The organism is Clostridium zhoujianii, assembly GCF_051590805.1.
Taxonomy (GTDB): Bacteria; Bacillota; Clostridia; order Clostridiales; family Clostridiaceae; genus Clostridium.
In genome coordinates, this window is the sequence record NZ_JBPUTF010000001.1 from 225,651 (window position 1) to 243,250 (window position 17,600).

The 17,600-nt window shown below is 37.9% G+C and carries 12 protein-coding genes; 11 read left to right on the forward strand and 1 reads right to left on the reverse strand.

The window, feature by feature from the left end; genetic code table 11:
• Nucleotides 1-51: 51 nt before the first annotated feature.
• The 7 genes from ACSYT2_RS01145 (at nucleotide 52) to ACSYT2_RS01175 (ending at nucleotide 12,901) form a co-directional block, all read left to right on the forward strand.
• Complete coding sequence (locus ACSYT2_RS01145) at nucleotides 52-7,974, forward strand: hypothetical protein (RefSeq protein ID WP_438382865.1); 7,923 nt, start codon at nucleotides 52-54, stop codon at nucleotides 7,972-7,974.
• A 179-nt stretch (nucleotides 7,975-8,153) separates the two neighbouring features.
• Nucleotides 8,154-8,765, forward strand: a complete 612-nt coding sequence (locus tag ACSYT2_RS01150; protein WP_438382866.1) for a CatB-related O-acetyltransferase — start codon at nucleotides 8,154-8,156, stop codon at nucleotides 8,763-8,765.
• Between the two features lie 85 nt (nucleotides 8,766-8,850).
• Complete coding sequence (locus tag ACSYT2_RS01155; protein WP_438382868.1) at nucleotides 8,851-9,351, forward strand: MarR family transcriptional regulator; 501 nt, start codon at nucleotides 8,851-8,853, stop codon at nucleotides 9,349-9,351.
• A 79-nt stretch (nucleotides 9,352-9,430) separates the two neighbouring features.
• On the forward strand, nucleotides 9,431-10,597 hold the full coding sequence (locus ACSYT2_RS01160) for an ArsA family ATPase (RefSeq protein WP_438382869.1): 1,167 nt from the start codon (nucleotides 9,431-9,433) through the stop codon (nucleotides 10,595-10,597).
• 12 nt (nucleotides 10,598-10,609) lie between these two features.
• Nucleotides 10,610-10,831 (forward strand): hypothetical protein, encoded by a 222-nt coding sequence (locus ACSYT2_RS01165; RefSeq protein WP_438382871.1) that lies wholly within the window; start codon nucleotides 10,610-10,612, stop codon nucleotides 10,829-10,831.
• Nucleotides 10,832-10,847: 16 nt separating this feature from the next.
• Entirely contained in the window at nucleotides 10,848-12,008 is a 1,161-nt protein-coding gene (locus ACSYT2_RS01170; RefSeq protein WP_430858133.1) for an ArsA family ATPase, read from the forward strand.
• Between the two features lie 23 nt (nucleotides 12,009-12,031).
• Nucleotides 12,032-12,901 carry a PHP domain-containing protein gene (locus tag ACSYT2_RS01175; protein ID WP_438382873.1) on the forward strand — a complete coding sequence of 290 codons (870 nt, stop codon included), beginning with the start codon at nucleotides 12,032-12,034 and terminating at the stop codon, nucleotides 12,899-12,901.
• A gap of 100 nt (nucleotides 12,902-13,001) precedes the next feature.
• On the opposite strand, the gene ACSYT2_RS01180 is transcribed toward ACSYT2_RS01175, so the two are convergent.
• Nucleotides 13,002-14,360 carry an MATE family efflux transporter gene (locus tag ACSYT2_RS01180; protein WP_438382875.1) on the reverse strand — a complete coding sequence of 453 codons (1,359 nt, stop codon included), beginning with the start codon at nucleotides 14,358-14,360 and terminating at the stop codon, nucleotides 13,002-13,004.
• A 308-nt stretch (nucleotides 14,361-14,668) separates the two neighbouring features.
• Between ACSYT2_RS01180 and ACSYT2_RS01185 the strand changes: the two genes are divergently transcribed.
• The 4 genes from ACSYT2_RS01185 to feoB are packed head-to-tail and all read left to right on the forward strand — an operon-like array spanning nucleotide 14,669 to nucleotide 17,458.
• Nucleotides 14,669-14,932 (forward strand): FeoC-like transcriptional regulator, encoded by a 264-nt coding sequence (locus ACSYT2_RS01185; RefSeq protein ID WP_430858136.1) that lies wholly within the window; start codon nucleotides 14,669-14,671, stop codon nucleotides 14,930-14,932.
• 2 nt (nucleotides 14,933-14,934) lie between these two features.
• Entirely contained in the window at nucleotides 14,935-15,156 is a 222-nt protein-coding gene (locus tag ACSYT2_RS01190) for a FeoA family protein (RefSeq protein WP_430858138.1), read from the forward strand.
• Nucleotides 15,157-15,169: 13 nt separating this feature from the next.
• The gene (locus ACSYT2_RS01195) at nucleotides 15,170-15,391 is read left to right on the forward strand and encodes a FeoA family protein (RefSeq protein ID WP_430858139.1); all 222 of its coding nucleotides are present in this window, start codon (nucleotides 15,170-15,172) and stop codon (nucleotides 15,389-15,391) included.
• 57 nt (nucleotides 15,392-15,448) lie between these two features.
• The gene (gene feoB / locus ACSYT2_RS01200) at nucleotides 15,449-17,458 is read left to right on the forward strand and encodes a ferrous iron transport protein B (protein WP_438382878.1); all 2,010 of its coding nucleotides are present in this window, start codon (nucleotides 15,449-15,451) and stop codon (nucleotides 17,456-17,458) included.
• Nucleotides 17,459-17,600 lie beyond the last annotated feature (142 nt).

Below are 17,600 nucleotides of genomic sequence, written 5' to 3' on the forward strand. Positions count from 1 at the left end.
TATTTTGAGTAAGAAGAAATCTTAAATCTAAAAAACAAGGAGTGAAATATTATGTGCAACCCATATTATTATGAAAATAGGTGTACATGCTCCGATAGCGAATGTGGAAGAACAATAATATATCCACCAGGTCGAATTGGGCCCAAGGGGCCTACAGGACCAACAGGGCCAACAGGAGCCACAGGGGTAGGATTACTTGGAGCAACAGTATTTGATCCATTAAATGCACCAAATTATCCAGTAGGATTGGTAGTTCTATATGATGGAAGCACCTATATAACAAATGTAGCAAGTCCACAGGGAATACCAGGAAGTTCAGCTGACTATACTTTGTTAGCATCTAAGGGAGATACAGGTCCAACAGGTGTAACTGGAGTTACTGGGGCAACAGGACCAACGGGAGCAACTGGAGATACTGGAGTAGGACTACTTGGAGCAACAATATTTGATCCATTAAATGCACCAAATTATCCAGTAGGATTGGTGGTGCTATATAATGGAAGCACTTATATAACAAATGTAGCAAATCCACAAGGATATCCACCAGACCCATATGAAGTATGCGGAGGACTTGAAGTTTCATTAGTTTCATCAGATTATACTTTACTAGCAGCAAGGGGAAATACAGGAGCAACAGGTGTAACTGGAGATACTGGTGTAACAGGGGCTACCGGAGCAACTGGAATAGGATTAGAAGGAGCAACAGAATACAATCCATTAAATGCACCAAGTTATCCGGCAGGGTTAGTAGTTCTATATGATGGAAGCACCTATATAACAAATGTAGCAAGTCCGCAAGGGATACCAGGAAATTCGGCAGATTATACTTTATTAGCATCTAAAGGAGATACCGGGGCTACAGGAGCAACAGGTGTGACCGGAGCTACAGGAGGTGTTGGTATAACAGGAGTAACTGGAGAAACAGGAGTAACGGGAGCAACTGGGGACACCGGGGTTACGGGAACAACTGGAGAAACAGGAGTAACAGGACCAACTGGAAATACTGGAATAACTGGAGCAACTGGGGATACAGGAATAACCGGGGCTACTGGTGAAACAGGAATAACAGGTGCGACTGGAAATACTGGCGTAACTGGAGCAACAGGAAATACAGGAATAACAGGAGCAACCGGAGAAACAGGAATAACAGGAGCCACTGGAAGTACTGGTGTAACTGGTGCCACTGGCGATACAGGAATAACTGGGGCAACCGGAAATACAGGAATAACAGGAGCGACTGGTAACACAGGAATAACTGGAGCAACTGGAGAAACAGGATTAACCGGTGCAACTGGCGATACAGGAGTAACTGGAGCAACCGGAAATACTGGTGTAACTGGTGCTACTGGTAACACAGGAGTAACCGGAGCAAACGGAGAAACAGGAATAACAGGTGCGACTGGAAGTACTGGAGTAACAGGTGCAACTGGCGATACAGGAATAACTGGAGCGACTGGCGATACAGGAGTAACTGGAGCCACTGGTGAAACAGGAATAACAGGTGCGACTGGTAATACAGGAATAACAGGAGTAACTGGCGATACAGGAGTAACAGGGGCAACTGGTGAAACAGGAGTAACCGGAGCAACTGGTGACACAGGAATAACCGGAGCAACCGGAGATACAGGAATAACTGGAGCAACAGGAAGTACTGGTGTAACTGGTGCCACTGGCGATACAGGAATAACTGGGGCAACCGGAAATACAGGAATAACAGGAGCAACTGGCGATACAGGAATAACCGGAGCAACTGGAGATACAGGAGTAACTGGAGCAACAGGAAGTACTGGTGTAACTGGTGCCACTGGCGATACAGGAATAACTGGGGCAACTGGAAGTACTGGTGTAACTGGAGCAATTGGAAATACAGGAGTAACTGGGGCGACTGGTAATACAGGAGTAACCGGGTCAACTGGTGAAACAGGAGTAACTGGAGCAACTGGAAGTACTGGAATAACTGGAGCAATTGGAAATACAGGAGTAACTGGGGCGACTGGTAATACAGGAGTAACCGGGTCAACTGGTGAAACAGGAGTAACTGGAGCAACTGGAAGTACTGGAATAACTGGAGTAACTGGCGATACAGGAATAACAGGTGCGACTGGTAATACTGGGGTAACTGGAGCGATCGGAGATACAGGAATAACCGGAGCTACTGGTAATACAGGAATAACAGGGGCAACCGGCGATACAGGAATAACAGGAGCTACTGGTAATACAGGAATAACAGGGGCAACTGGTAATACAGGAATAACAGGGGCAACTGGCGATACAGGAGTAACAGGAGCAACTGGAAATACTGGAGTAACAGGAGCCACTGGAAGTACTGGTGTAACAGGTGCTACTGGTGTAACAGGTGCAACTGGCGATACAGGAATAACTGGAGCCACTGGCGATACAGGAATAACTGGGGCAACCGGAGATACAGGAGTAACTGGAGCGACTGGTGAAACAGGTGCAACCGGAGATACAGGAATAACAGGTGTAACTGGGGTAACAGGAAATACAGGAATAACCGGAGCTACTGGAGATACAGGGGTAACTGGAGCAACTGGCGATACAGGAATAACAGGTGCAACTGGAAATACAGGGGTAACTGGAGCGACTGGTGATACAGGAATAACTGGAGCAACTGGTAATACTGGTGTAACCGGAGCAACTGGAAGTACTGGTGAAACAGGTGCAACCGGAGATACAGGAATAACAGGCGTAACTGGGGTAACAGGAAATACTGGAATAACAGGTGCTACTGGAAATACAGGAATAACTGGGGCAACTGGAAGTGCTGGTATAACAGGTGCTACTGGAGATACTGGTGTAACTGGAGCTACTGGTGAAACAGGAGTAACTGGAGCAACTGGAGAGACAGGCGTAACTGGGGTAACAGGAAATACTGGAATAACCGGAGCGACTGGTAACACAGGAGTTACGGGAGCAACTGGCGATACAGGAATAACAGGAGCCACTGGAAGTACTGGTGTAACAGGTGCTACTGGTGAAACAGGCGTAATCGGAGCGACTGGTAATACAGGAATAACAGGTGCAACTGGAAATACAGGGGTAACTGGGGCGACTGGTGAAACAGGAATAACCGGGTCAACTGGTGACACAGGAGTAACTGGAGCAACAGGAAATACAGGTGTAACTGGAGCAATTGGAAGCACAGGCGTAACAGGTGCTACTGGAGAAACAGGAGTAACTGGGGTAACAGGAGATACAGGAATAACCGGGTCAACTGGTGACACAGGAGTAACTGGAGCAACAGGAAATACAGGTGTAACTGGAGCAATTGGAAGCACAGGCGTAACAGGTGCTACTGGAGAAACAGGAGTAACTGGGGTAACAGGAGATACAGGAATAACTGGGGCAACTGGAAGTACTGGTATAACAGGTGCTACTGGAGATACAGGAATAACCGGAGCAACTGGAAATACAGGAGTAACAGGAGCAACTGGAAGTACTGGTGTAACAGGAGCAACTGGAGAAACAGGAGTAACTGGGGCGACTGGTGAAACAGGCATAACCGGAGCTACTGGAAGTACTGGTGTAACCGGATCAACTGGCGACACAGGAATAACTGGAGCAACCGGAAATACAGGAGTAACCGGGGCAACTGGAGTAACAGGATCAACTGGTGACACAGGAGCAACTGGCGATACAGGAATAACTGGGGCAACTGGAAGTACTGGTATAACAGGAGCAACTGGAGAAACAGGAGTAACTGGGGCGACTGGTGAAACAGGCATAACCGGAGCTACTGGAAGTACTGGTGTAACCGGATCAACTGGCGACACAGGAATAACTGGAGCAACAGGAAGTACTGGTGTAACTGGAGCAACTGGTGAGACAGGAATAACTGGAGAAACAGGCGTGACCGGAGCAAACGGAGCAACCGGAGCAACTGGCGACACAGGAATAACTGGAGCAACAGGAAATACAGGAGTAACTGGGGCAACCGGAAATACAGGAATAACAGGAGCAACCGGAGATACAGGAATAACCGGGGCAAGTGGAAATACAGGAATAACAGGAGCGACTGGTAACACAGGAATAACAGGAGCAACTGGAGAAACAGGAGTAACTGGGGCGACTGGTGAAACAGGCATAACCGGAGCTACTGGTAACACAGGAGTAACCGGGTCAACTGGTGACACAGGAATAACTGGAGCAACTGGCGAAACAGGAGCAACTGGAAGTACTGGAATAACTGGAGTAACTGGCGATACAGGAATAACAGGTGCGACTGGTAATACTGGGGTAACTGGAGCGAGCGGAGATACAGGAATAACCGGAGCTACTGGTAATACAGGAATAACAGGGGCAACTGGTAATACAGGAATAACAGGGGCAACTGGTAATACAGGAATAACAGGGGCAACTGGCGATACAGGAGTAACAGGAGCGACTGGAGAAACAGGAGTAACGGGAGCAACTGGCGATACAGGAATAACCGGAGCAACTGGCGATACAGGAGTAACTGGGGCAACTGGAAGTACTGGTGTAACAGGAGCAACTGGAGAAACAGGAGTAACAGGAGCAACTGGAGAAACAGGAGTAACTGGGGCGACTGGTGAAACAGGCATAACCGGAGCTACTGGTAACACAGGAGTTACGGGAGCAACTGGTAATGCAGGAATAACTGGAGCGACTGGTAATACAGGAATAACAGGTGCAACTGGAAATACAGGAATAACAGGGGGAACTGGTGAAACAGGAATAACCGGAGCAACTGGAGATACAGGAGTAACTGGGGCGACTGGTGAAACAGGAATAACCGGAGAAACAGGTGTAACTGGGGCAACTGGAAATACTGGAGTAACAGGAGCCACTGGAAGTACTGGTGTAACAGGTGCTACTGGTGAAACAGGCGTAATCGGAGCGACTGGTAATACAGGAATAACAGGTGCAACTGGAAATACAGGGGTAACTGGAGTCACTGGAAATACAGGAATAACAGGTGCAAACGGAGAAACAGGAATAACAGGTGCGACTGGAAATACTGGTGTAACAGGTGCAACTGGCGATACAGGAATAACTGGAGCCACTGGCGATACAGGAATAACTGGGGCAACTGGAGAAACAGGCGTGACAGGAGCAACCGGAGATACAGGAGTAACAGGAGCGACTGGTAATACAGGAGTAACAGGTGCAACTGGTGAAACAGGAGTAACTGGAGCAACAGGAAATACAGGAATAACTGGAGCAACCGGAGATACAGGAATAACCGGGGCAACTGGTGACACAGGAATAACCGGAGCAACTGGAGATACAGGAGTAACTGGAGCACCCGGAGAAACAGGAATAACAGGTGCGACTGGTAACACAGGAATAACTGGAGCAACTGGTGACACCGGGGTTACGGGAGCAACTGGAGCAAATGGCGATACAGGAGTAACCGGGTCAACTGGTGAAACAGGAATAACCGGAGCAACTGGTAATACAGGAATAACAGGGGCAACTGGAAGTACTGGGGTAACAGGAGCAACCGGAGATACAGGAATAACTGGAGCAACAGGAAGTACTGGTGTAACTGGTGCCACTGGCGATACAGGAATAACTGGGGCAACCGGAAATACAGGAATAACAGGTGCGACTGGAAATACTGGCGTAACTGGAGCGACTGGTAATACAGGAGTAACCGGGTCAACTGGTGACACAGGAGTAACTGGAGCCACTGGTGAAACAGGAATAACAGGAGCAACTGGCGATACAGGAATAACTGGGGCAACTGGAGAAACAGGAGCAACCGGAGCAACTGGCGACACAGGAATAACTGGAGCAACAGGAGACACAGGAGCAACTGGCGAAACAGGTGTAACTGGTGTAACTGGTGATACAGGAATAACAGGTGCAACTGGAAATACTGGTGTAACAGGGGCAACTGGAGATACAGGAATAACAGGTGCGACTGGTGAAACAGGCTTAACCGGAGCGACTGGTGAAACAGGAATAACAGGTGCAACTGGAAATACTGGTAACACAGGAGTGACTGGGGCTACTGGTAACACAGGAGTGACTGGAGCAACTGGCGATACAGGAGTAACCGGAGCGACTGGAGAAACAGGAATAACTGGTGCAACTGGCGATACAGGAATAACCGGAGCGACTGGAGCGACTGGAGCGACTGGAGAAACAGGAGTAACAGGGGCAACTGGTAATACAGGAATAACCGGAGCAACTGGTGAGACAGGAATAACTGGGGCTACTGGTGACACAGGAATAACTGGTGCAACCGGCGATACAGGAATAACCGGAGCGACTGGAAATACAGGAGTTACGGGAGCAACTGGAGAAACAGGAGTAACTGGTGCTACTGGTAACACAGGAGTAACTGGAGCAACTGGAGAAACAGGAGTAACTGGAGCAACTGGTAGCACAGGAGTTACAGGAGCAACCGGAGATACAGGAATAACTGGAGCAACAGGAAGTACTGGTGTAACTGGTGCCACTGGCGATACAGGAATAACTGGGGCAACCGGAAATACAGGAATAACAGGAGCTACTGGTAACACAGGAATAACTGGAGCAACTGGAGAAACAGGAGTAACTGGAGCAACCGGAAATACTGGTGTAACTGGTGCTACTGGTAACACAGGAGTTACAGGAGCAACTGGAGAAACAGGAGTAACTGGGGCGACCGGAGATACAGGAGTAACCGGAGCAACTGGCGATACAGGAATAACCGGAGCAACCGGAGATACAGGAATAACTGGAGCAACAGGAAGTACTGGTGTAACTGGTGCCACTGGCGATACAGGAATAACTGGGGCAAGTGGAAATACAGGAATAACAGGAGCTACTGGTAACACAGGAATAACTGGAGCAACTGGAGAAACAGGAGTAACTGGAGCAACCGGAAATACTGGTGTAACTGGGGCAACTGGCGATACAGGAGTAACCGGAGCAACAGGAAATACAGGAATAACCGGAGCTACCGGAAATACTGGAGTAACAGGCGTAACTGGGATAACAGGAAATACAGGAATAACCGGAGCGACTGGTAACACAGGCGTAACTGGAGCAACTGGCGATACCGGAATAACCGGAGCAACAGGAAATACAGGAGTAACTGGAGCTACTGGTAATACCGGAGTAACCGGAGACACTGGTGCCACAGGAAATACTGGAGTAACCGGAGCAACAGGAAATACAGGAGTAACTGGAGCTACTGGTAACACAGGCGTAACTGGAGCAACCGGAAATACAGGAATAACCGGAGCAACAGGAAGTACAGGCGTAATTGGATCGACTGGAAATACAGGAGCAACTGGATCGACTGGTAACACAGGAGTAACTGGAGCAACCGGAAATACAGGAGTAACTGGAGCTACTGGAAATACAGGAGTAACTGGAGCAACCGGAAATACAGGAATAACCGGAGCAACCGGAAGTACAGGCGTAATTGGATCGACTGGAAGTACAGGAGTAACTGGAGCTACTGGAAATACAGGAGTAACCGGATCGACTGGAAGTACAGGAGTAACAGGGGCGACTGGAAGTACAGGAGTAACTGGAGCAACCGGTGCCACTGGTGAAACTGGAGCAACTGGTGCTACAGGAGTAACTGGTTTACCATCAGTTGGATTTGCATCAAATACAAGTGGATCAGCAATTTTAGTTCTACTAGGAGGAACATCAATACAGCTTCCAAATGGACAAATTCTAACTAATGTATCAGTAAGTGGAGGTAATACAATATTTACTGTAGCAAATGCGGGAACCTACTATATAACCTATCAAATAAATATAACAGCAGCCTTGGCAATGTCATCTAGGTTATTGGTAAATGGATCAGCAGTAACAAGCTCTGTTGTAAGTGCAGGACTTTTATCACTATCATCATTCAATAATGATGTTCTTTTAACACTTGGAGCAGGAGCAACAATCCAATTACAATTATTTGGACTAGCAGACACAGCAACACTTACGAATAATTCAGCTGGTGCAGCATTAACAATAATTCAGGTTAGATAAAATATATCAAAATAGATAGCTGTTGCTTAAAAGATTTTAGGCAACAGCTTTTTATTTAATATAGATATCAATTCTAATTTTTATAATAACTTAAATAGATATAGTTATTATAATAGAACAGAAGAAAATAAAATTCATATAATATGTTATAAGATGTAGAAGGAAGGTTAAATTTGAATATGGCAGATATGAATGTTATAAAAGAGCTAGAAGAATTGAGAGAAAGAATGAAATTAGTACATCAAGGGTATGCAACAGATGGAGTAAAAGTAGGTGATTTTACCTACGGTGTACCAACTATTTATTATAAAGAGCAAGGTTCAAGGTTATCGATTGGTAAGTTTTGTGCTATATCAGAGTTTGTAAATATATTTCTTGGTGGAGAACATAGAACTAATTGGGTAAGCACTTATCCTTTTCATGCCTTTATAACAAAGTATTTAGGTGTAGATTCATATCCAAGTAAAGGTGATGTAACTATTGGAAATGATGTTTGGATAGCAAGCAGTGTAACTATATTATCAGGAGTAACAATTGGAGATGGAGTTTGTATTGGAGCAAATTCTGTAGTGGCAAAGGATATTCCGGATTATGCTATTGTAGCAGGTAACCCAGCAAGAATTATTAGGTACAGATTTAATCCTGATATAATAGAAAAACTTTTAAAAACTACCTGGTGGAATTGGGAATTAGAATATATTAGTGAAGCAATACCAATAATTTTAAGTGAAGATATTACTAAATTATTTGATTATTATGAAAGAGTAGTCAAACTTAATTTATTAAAATAATTTACAAAAATAGGTTGACAAAGAAATACTTCGAGCATAGAATAAAAATATACTTCGATATAAGAACTATTTAAAGGAGATATTTATGAGGACAAATGATAATTTTAAAGTAGAAGCAATGATATATGATTATATAGAGGAGTTTAAGGATCTATTTTTTAAAGGCCAAAAAAGTAGTGAATTTTTAGATTATACTAAGAATGAAATATTAACTATTCTATTAATATCAAGAAGAAAAAATGTAAATGTAAGCGAGGTTGCTGAATATATAAATTCTCCTTTAAATACAGCTACTGGTGTAATTAGTAGATTAGAAAAGAAGAATTTACTTGAAAGAAAAAGAGATACAGATGATAAGAGAGTAGTTAAAATTGTCTTAACCAAAGAAGGTGAAGCTTTAATTGAAAAGGAAAAGAAGTCAATTGGATACTATGTTGAAGAAGTATATAGATTATTAACAGATGAAGAGAAAATAGCGGCAATAAGTATAGTTAACAAAGTTATTTCTGTATTTAAATCAGGAGATAGTATTGTTAATGAAGAAGAAAAGAAGGTTAAAAAGATAAAGAAAATTAATATAGAATAACTTAGGAAACTAGGTTATTTTTTCAAACAAATACTTCGGGATACGAATTATTCTTAAAGAGAAGTAAAGGAGAGTTATTATGGGAAGAATTATTATTTTTACTGGTAAGGGTGGAGTAGGTAAGACAAGTGTGGCAGCAGCTCATGGGGTAAAAGCAGCAAGGTCTGGAAAGAAAACATTAATTGTAAGTACTGATATGGCTCATAATTTAAGTGATATTTTTCGGGTATCAATAAAAGAAGAGCCTTTAGAAGTTATAGATAATTTGTATGGATTAGAAATAGATCCAAATCATGAGCTGGGAAGACATTATAAAAATATATCCAAGTCTATTAAGGGTATGATGAGTAGTATAGGTGAAGATAGAAGCGAAGCTTTAGAAGATATGGTTGTCTTTCCAGGAATTGAAGAGCTATTTTCACTAATTAAAATTAAAGAGTTATATGATAAAAATATATATGATTTAATAATTGTAGATTGTGCTCCAACAGGAGAGACATTATCTTTATTAAAATTCCCAGAGCTATTTTCTTGGTATATGGAGAAGTTATTCCCCGTGGGGAAGATTGCAATGAAGGTTCTAGGACCTATATCAAAGGTAGCATTTAAGCTTGAGATGCCAGATAAAGAGGCAATGAATGATATTGAAAAACTATATAAGAAACTAGGAGAACTGCAAAAGCTTTTAAAGGATAGGGAAGTATGTAGTATAAGAATAGTTACTATTCCTGAAAAAATGGTAGTTGAAGAAAGTAAGAGAAGTTATATGTATTTGAATCTTTATAACTTTAATGTAGATGGTATATATATAAATAGAGTAATGCCAGATGAATTAGATAATAGCTTTTTTGATAAATGGAAAGAGATTCAAACCTATTATTTAGAAGAGTTAAAGGGGGTATTTACTAATATTCCAACCTATAATATAAAGTGGTACGAAAGAGATATAAATGGGATAGAAGGTTTAGATAGATTAGTTAAGGATTCTCTTTCAGATGAGAATATATTTAAGGTATTAAAAACAACTGTAAATGAGGTTTTTGAAAAGATAGAAAATGGATATTCATTAAAGGTTTATATACCTTTTGTAAATAAAACAGATTTTGATTTATTTCAATCAGATACAGAGGTTATTATCAAGATAGGAAACTTTAAGAGAAATATTCCTTTGCCAGATGTATTAAGAAGTTATTCAGTAAAATCTGCAAAGCTAGAAGATGAAAAGCTAAATATTATTTTTGAATAAGGAGTGTTTTATATGAATAAGGGCTTTGCTAAAAAGATTATAAGGGCTAAGATACTTGAATATGAAGCACTTAAGGAGATAATGCCTAGTAGTATTAAAAATAAAATAGATGATATTGAAAAGGAAGCAATTAATTTATTTAAAGAGGTTGCTATTGAGTTGTTACAGGATGAAGGAAATATTGAAAAAGAGAATAGGAAGAGTGTTAAAAAAATAGGTGTAGACTTTAATTAAGAATGGGGGAAGAGAGATGAGAATAATACTATATACAGGCAAGGGCGGAGTAGGAAAGACAAGTATTGCAGCTGCAACTGCATGCAAAATAGCAAAGGAAGGTAAGAAGGTATTAGTAATGAGTACAGATCAAGCTCATAGTTTAAGTGATTCCTTTGATATTAAGTTAGGCAATACACCTATTAAAATAGTGGATAATTTATATGCTATGGAGATAGATACAGTATTAGAGAATGAAAATACTTGGGGAAATCTAAAAGGATATTTCAAAAAGCTTATGGTATTAAAGTCAAAAGAAACAATAGAAAGCGAAGAATTATTGGTTTTTCCAGGATTTGAAGAATTACTGTCATTAATTAAGATAAAAGAGATTCATGATGAAGGTAAATATGATGTATTAATAGTAGATTGTGCTCCTACTGGTGAAACAATGTCTCTTTTAAAGTTCCCTGATTTATTCAAGGGATGGATGGAGAAAATATTACCTGTAAAAAGAAAAGGGGCTAAGATTATGAGGCCAATTTTAGAGCCTACTTTAAAAATACCAATGCCTAGTGAGGAGACCTTTGATGATTTTGAAAGGTTATACTCTAAAATTGATGAGCTTCATTCTATTATGTTAGACAAGGATACCGTAAGCTTAAGGATAGTAACAACCCCTGAAAATATTGTGGTAAAGGAAGCAAAGAGAAGCTTCTCATATCTTCATCTATTTGATTATAATGTAGATGGAATAGTAATAAATAAGATTTTTCCTAAGGAATCTATAAATGGATACTTTGAAAAGTGGGAAAAGATTCAGGGGAAAAATATTAAAGATATTGAAGATAGCTTTAAAGGAGTTCCTATATTTAAACTAGAATTAATGAATAGTGAGCTTAGAAAGTATGAAATGTTAGAAAGAGTAGGGGAGGAGCTATATGGAGAGATAAATCCAGAAGAAATACTTTTTAAAGAAAATATATTTACAGTAGATAAAAATGAGAGTGGGTATACACTAAAAATATATATGCCCTTTGTTGATAAGAGCGAGTTAGATTTGCTTCAAAAGGGGGATGAAATAATTATATCAGTTAAAAATGAGAGAAGAGTAATTGTTTTGCCAAATAAGATTCAGTCTATGGAAGTTATAGGTGCAAAGTATAATGAGGGAAGTTTAAATATTGAGTTCCAATAAAAAATGAATGGAGAATAAATTATATGAAAAAACTAGATTTGCATATGCACTCAAATTTTAGCGATGATGGTGAATTAACTCCAGAAGAAATAGTAGATAAAGCTATTGCTAATGGCATAGAGGTTATTTCAATTACAGACCATAATTCTATTAAAGCTAATGAGATTGCTATAGATTATGTTAAAAATAAAAATATAAAGTATATTTCTGGAATAGAAATTGATTGTCAATATAATGGATTAAATCTGCATCTTTTAGGATATAATTTTGATTTTACAAAAGATTCTTTTTTAAAATTAGAAGAGGATATTATAAATAAAGAGAAAAAAGCGGGTATAAAAAGAATAGAAAAAATAAAAGAGGTAACAAAACTTCACTTAGATGAAGAAGAGATATTTAAAAAATCTAAGGATGGTATAGTTACAGGTGAGTTAATAGCAGAAGTATTACTTGATGATGATAGAAATAAGGATTCTGAAATTCTTAAAGCATATAGAGATAATGGAACAAGAAGTGATATGCCTTATGTGAATTTTTATTGGGATTATTTTTCACAAGGAAAACCAGCATATATTCATATAGAGTATATTGACTTATCCAAAGCTTTAAGTTTGATTAAAGATAATGGAGGAGTAGCTATAATAGCTCATCCTGGCAATAATCTAAAGCACAATCGAAATATAATTGATGAGTTAATCTCTCTTGGAATAGATGGAATTGAAGTTTTTAGTTCATATTATAATAAAGATGATATAGAATTCTTTTATAATAAGTGTATCACAGAGGATTTATTAATATCTTGTGGTAGTGATTTTCATGGGAAAAATAAACCTAATATTGATATAGGCAAGTTTGAATTTACTTTTGATTCAAGCAGAATAGTATTTAGCTAGTATTGATTTGGTGGATTATACTAAAAACAGACTAATATTTAGATAAATAATAAAAACTGAGTAACTTCAAAAGAGAAGTATACTCAGTTTTTATTATTAATTAACCTACTAAAGGTAAACTATCAGTATTTTCTTTAAGAAGAGTATTAATTCTTTTAAAGTAAGTATAAGCTAATGGAATTGCTGCAAAGACCCAAGCTATAGGATCAGATAAACATATTCCAAGATATCCTATAAAGCTTGGTAATGTAAATGCAACTAATGCTCTAGCTACTAATTCAAACACCCCTGCCATCATTGGTACAAAGGAATCACCAATTCCTTGAAGAGCATTTCTATATATAAATATTAATCCTAAAGGAATGAAGAATATTCCTGCTATATCTAGGCATTGCTTTGCATAGCTTAAAATAATTTCATCTGGATTATTTAAGAATAACATTACGAAATATTTACCAAATACAATAAGGACTATTCCAGCTATTATACTTAGAATTATAGAAATGATACTACATTTAGTAACACCGTCTTTTATACGCTTATAATTTTTGGCACCAAGGTTTTGTCCACAATATGTAGCCATTGTAACACCAAAAGTTATGGCAGGTTGCATTACAAGTTGAAGTGCTTTTGAAGCAGCAGTATATGCAGCAATAACTGAAGAACCAAATACATTAAGAGCACTTTGAACTATCATTACTCCTAAAGCAGTTATAGAAAATTGTAGTGCCATTGGTATACCAATTTTTAAATGTTTAGAATAATAGCTTTTATCAACATTAAAGTCACCCTTTTTAAACTTTAAAATAGAGTATTTTTTATATGTATAAATTAGGCATAATAGACCAGATACACCTTGAGAAATAATTGTAGCATAAGCTGCTCCAGCAACTCCCATAGAGAAGTTAATAATGAAAACTAAATCTAAAACTACATTTAAAACAGAAGATACTATTAAAAAGTATAGAGGTGTCTTACTATCTCCAAGAGCTCTTAAAATACTAGAAATCATATTATAAAGGAAAGTTGCAATAGTACCAGCAAATATTATGACTATATAGGCATAAGCATCTTCTATAATATCAGCAGGTGTATTCATTAAGTTAAGCATTGGTCTTGCAGTAAATACACTAACTAAAGTAATTATAATCATTGCAATTGTGGATAAAGTAATTGTACTTGATACTGCTTTACGAATACCATCTTCGTCTTTTGCACCAAAACGCTGGGAAACTAAAACAGAAAAACCACTTGTAAGTCCTAATATAAATCCATTAACTAGAAATACCATGGAACCTGTAGAACCTACAGCAGCAAGAGCTTCAACACCTATATATTGACCAACGATTATAGTATCCACCATACTATAAAATTGTTGAAATATGTTTCCTATTAATAGAGGTATTGAGAAAAATAAAATAAGTTTAACTGGATTACCAGTTGTCATATCATTAGTCATAAATGCACATCCTCCTAAACTTTTTTCACAAGTCCTTAGGATATCATCTTTTTAGCAATTAATAAAGGTTTTTATAAAAGATTTTCTATAGTTAATTTTTATGAATTTTTAAAAAGTTTTGCTAAATGAACATATTTCAAGAATTAAGGTATTTTCTACTTTATTTATTAATATAATTAAATGAAAATAAATATCAAATGATTCAATAAAACAAATGAGAAATACTTGCAATTGAAAAGGAAAAGTGATACCTTATAATTATGGTATTAAATAACAAATAAGAATTAAATTGCATAAGGAGTGGTTAAATGTTAATAAATATTCTTGATTGTTTAAATAAAGAAGGTAATTTTTCAACGAATTTTATTTCAAATGAGCTTAATATTCCATCTTCATTGGTTGAAGATTTAAAGAATAGACTGATAAATATGGGATATATATCAAAGGTATCTTGTGATACTACTATGTGTGAAGGTTGTTCTTGTGGCTGTAATTCAATCAAGTTAAATGATAAAACAGATTGGAATATAACTGAAAAAGGACATGAAGTTTTAAAGAAAATGGGGAGGTAATTATGAAAACATTAGATCAATTAGAAATTGGAGAAATGATGAAAGTAAAAAATATTGAGAAGGGCAGCGCAGTAAGAAGAAAGTTATTGGATATGGGAATTACACCAGGAATTGAAATTAATGTTACAGGAAAAGCACCTTTTGGAGATCCAGTTGAAATTATGGTGAGAGGGTACAAGTTAACATTAAGAAAGAATGAAGCTAAATCTGTAAGTGGAGAATAAAGGGGGATTTATTATGATAATGCCAATGAGCCAAGCTACTGAAGGAAATATAGTAGAGGTAAAAGGAGTTTCTATCAAAGAGGCCATGGGGAAAAGGCTCGGGGAACTTGGAATTGTATCTGGTAACAAAATAAAAATAATCAAGAATGATGGAAGAAGTTTAATTGTTGGAATTGATGAAAGTAGATTTGCATTAGATAAAAGTATAGCAAGAAATATAATGATTGCTATTTAATTTTTTATAATTTTCAAATGATAATAACTTTCAATATCGTAATTAAGGGGGATTAAAATGAAAACAATAGCATTAGCGGGTAATCCCAACTGTGGGAAAACCAGCTTATTTAATACTTTAGCAAAGTCTAGACAACATGTTGGAAATTGGCCTGGAGTTACTGTGGAAAAGAAGGAGGGTATATTAAAGTATGGTGGTAAGGAATATACAATTATTGATTTACCAGGTACTTATAGCTTAGGTGCATATTCTGAAGATGAGGTTGTTGCAAGAAATTATATTGTAAATGATAAGCCAGATGTAGTTATTAATGTGGTAGATGCAACAAATATAGAAAGAAACTTATATCTTACTATTCAATTGATAGAGATGGGTGCAAAGGTTGTAGTTGCATTAAATATGATGGATTCAGCAGAAAAGCAAAAAATAGATATAGATATAAAAGAACTTTCTAAAAGACTTGGAGTTCCGGTTGTTCCAACAGTTGCTTTAAGGGAAAGTGGAATAGAAGACCTTATAAAGACTAGTATAAGTGATGCTATACCTATTTCAAATCTATACATAAATTATGGTGAAGAAATAGAAAAGAATATAGATATTTTAGCAAAGTCTATTAAAGAAGTTGCTACTGATAAGGGGCTATCAAGTAAATGGGTAGCAGTTAAGTTACTAGAAAATGATTCACACATTAAGAATGAGCTAGGAATTGATGATAAAGAAGAGATAAAATCCAAGCTTGAAGGATGTAATAAAGACATAGAGGAAGAGGTTGGCTTTGAAGGGGAAATGGCAATTGTTAATGAAAGATATTCCATTATAGCAAACATTGTTAATGGAACGGTTTTCAGAAGAGAAAAGAATAAAGAGACAACTACAGATAAGATAGATAAGGTAGTTACAAATAAATTCTTAGGCTTACCTATATTTGCTTTAGTAATGTTCCTTTTATATCAAATTACATTCGTAGTAGGAGCAGGTCTTCAGGAAAAGGTTGATGAAGGAATTGGGGCTTTGGGAGAAGTAGTCACAGGATGGATAGAAGGGTTAGGAGCACCAGACTTATTATTAAGCATAGTTGGTGATGGTGTATTTGGTGGTATTGGATCAGTATTATCATTCTTACCACTAATAATGGTTATGTATTTATTAATTGGACTTCTTGAGGATAGTGGATACATGTCTAGAGCAGCCTATGTTATGGATAAATTAATGAGAAAGCTAGGTTTACACGGCAAGACCTTCGTATCAATGTTAGTTAGCGTGGGATGTAATGTTCCAGGAATTATGTCAACAAGGACCCTTGAAAATAAAAAGGATAGAATGATTGCGATTTTAATAAATCCCTTTGTTTCTTGTGGAGCAAGGTTACCAATCTATGCATTGTTTATTAGTGCTTTCTTTGAAGATAATCAAGCTTTAATTTTATTTGCTCTTTATGCAACAGGTATTATAGTAGCCCTTATCATGGGTAAATTATTTAGTAAAACATTATTTAAGGGAGAACCATCATATTTTGTTATGGAGCTTCCTAGCTATAAAGTACCATCAATTAAAAATGTAGCTATGCTAATGTGGGACAAGGCAGGAGCTTTTTGTAAAAAGGCAGGAGTAATTATACTTCCTATTATGGTTGTATTAGCATTCTTATCAAACTTCCCATCAGGAGTAGAGGCAAATAGTTCAGAGTCATTATTAGGTATGATAGGTGGAGTTATAGCTCCAGTATTTAAACTTGCAGGTTTTGGAACTTGGCAAGCAGGAGTATCTCTTTTAACAGGCATTTTAGCAAAAGAATCAGTTGTAGGAACAATGGGATTAATATATGCAGGTGTTGAAGAAGGAACTACAGTAGTAGCTGCTATACAAGGAATATTTACGCCACTTACAGCTATTTCCTTTATGGTAATGTCATTATTATATACTCCTTGCTTAGTAGCTTTAGGAGCAGTAAAGAAAGAAACTAACTCTTGGAAATGGACAATATTTACAGCAGTTTATACTTTTGCAGTGGCGTGGATAGCAGCAGTACTAGTATTCCAAGTCGGATCATTACTAGGTTTCTCATAAAGTGATTCTTAGCTTCAGGTGAAGTTTTATTAAAAGAAATAAATTACTAATGGTAGTGATGGAATAAAAATAGAAAAAAGTTTCAAAAACATATTGACAATGATTTTCAATTAGGATAATATGTAGTTGAGAACAGTTTTCA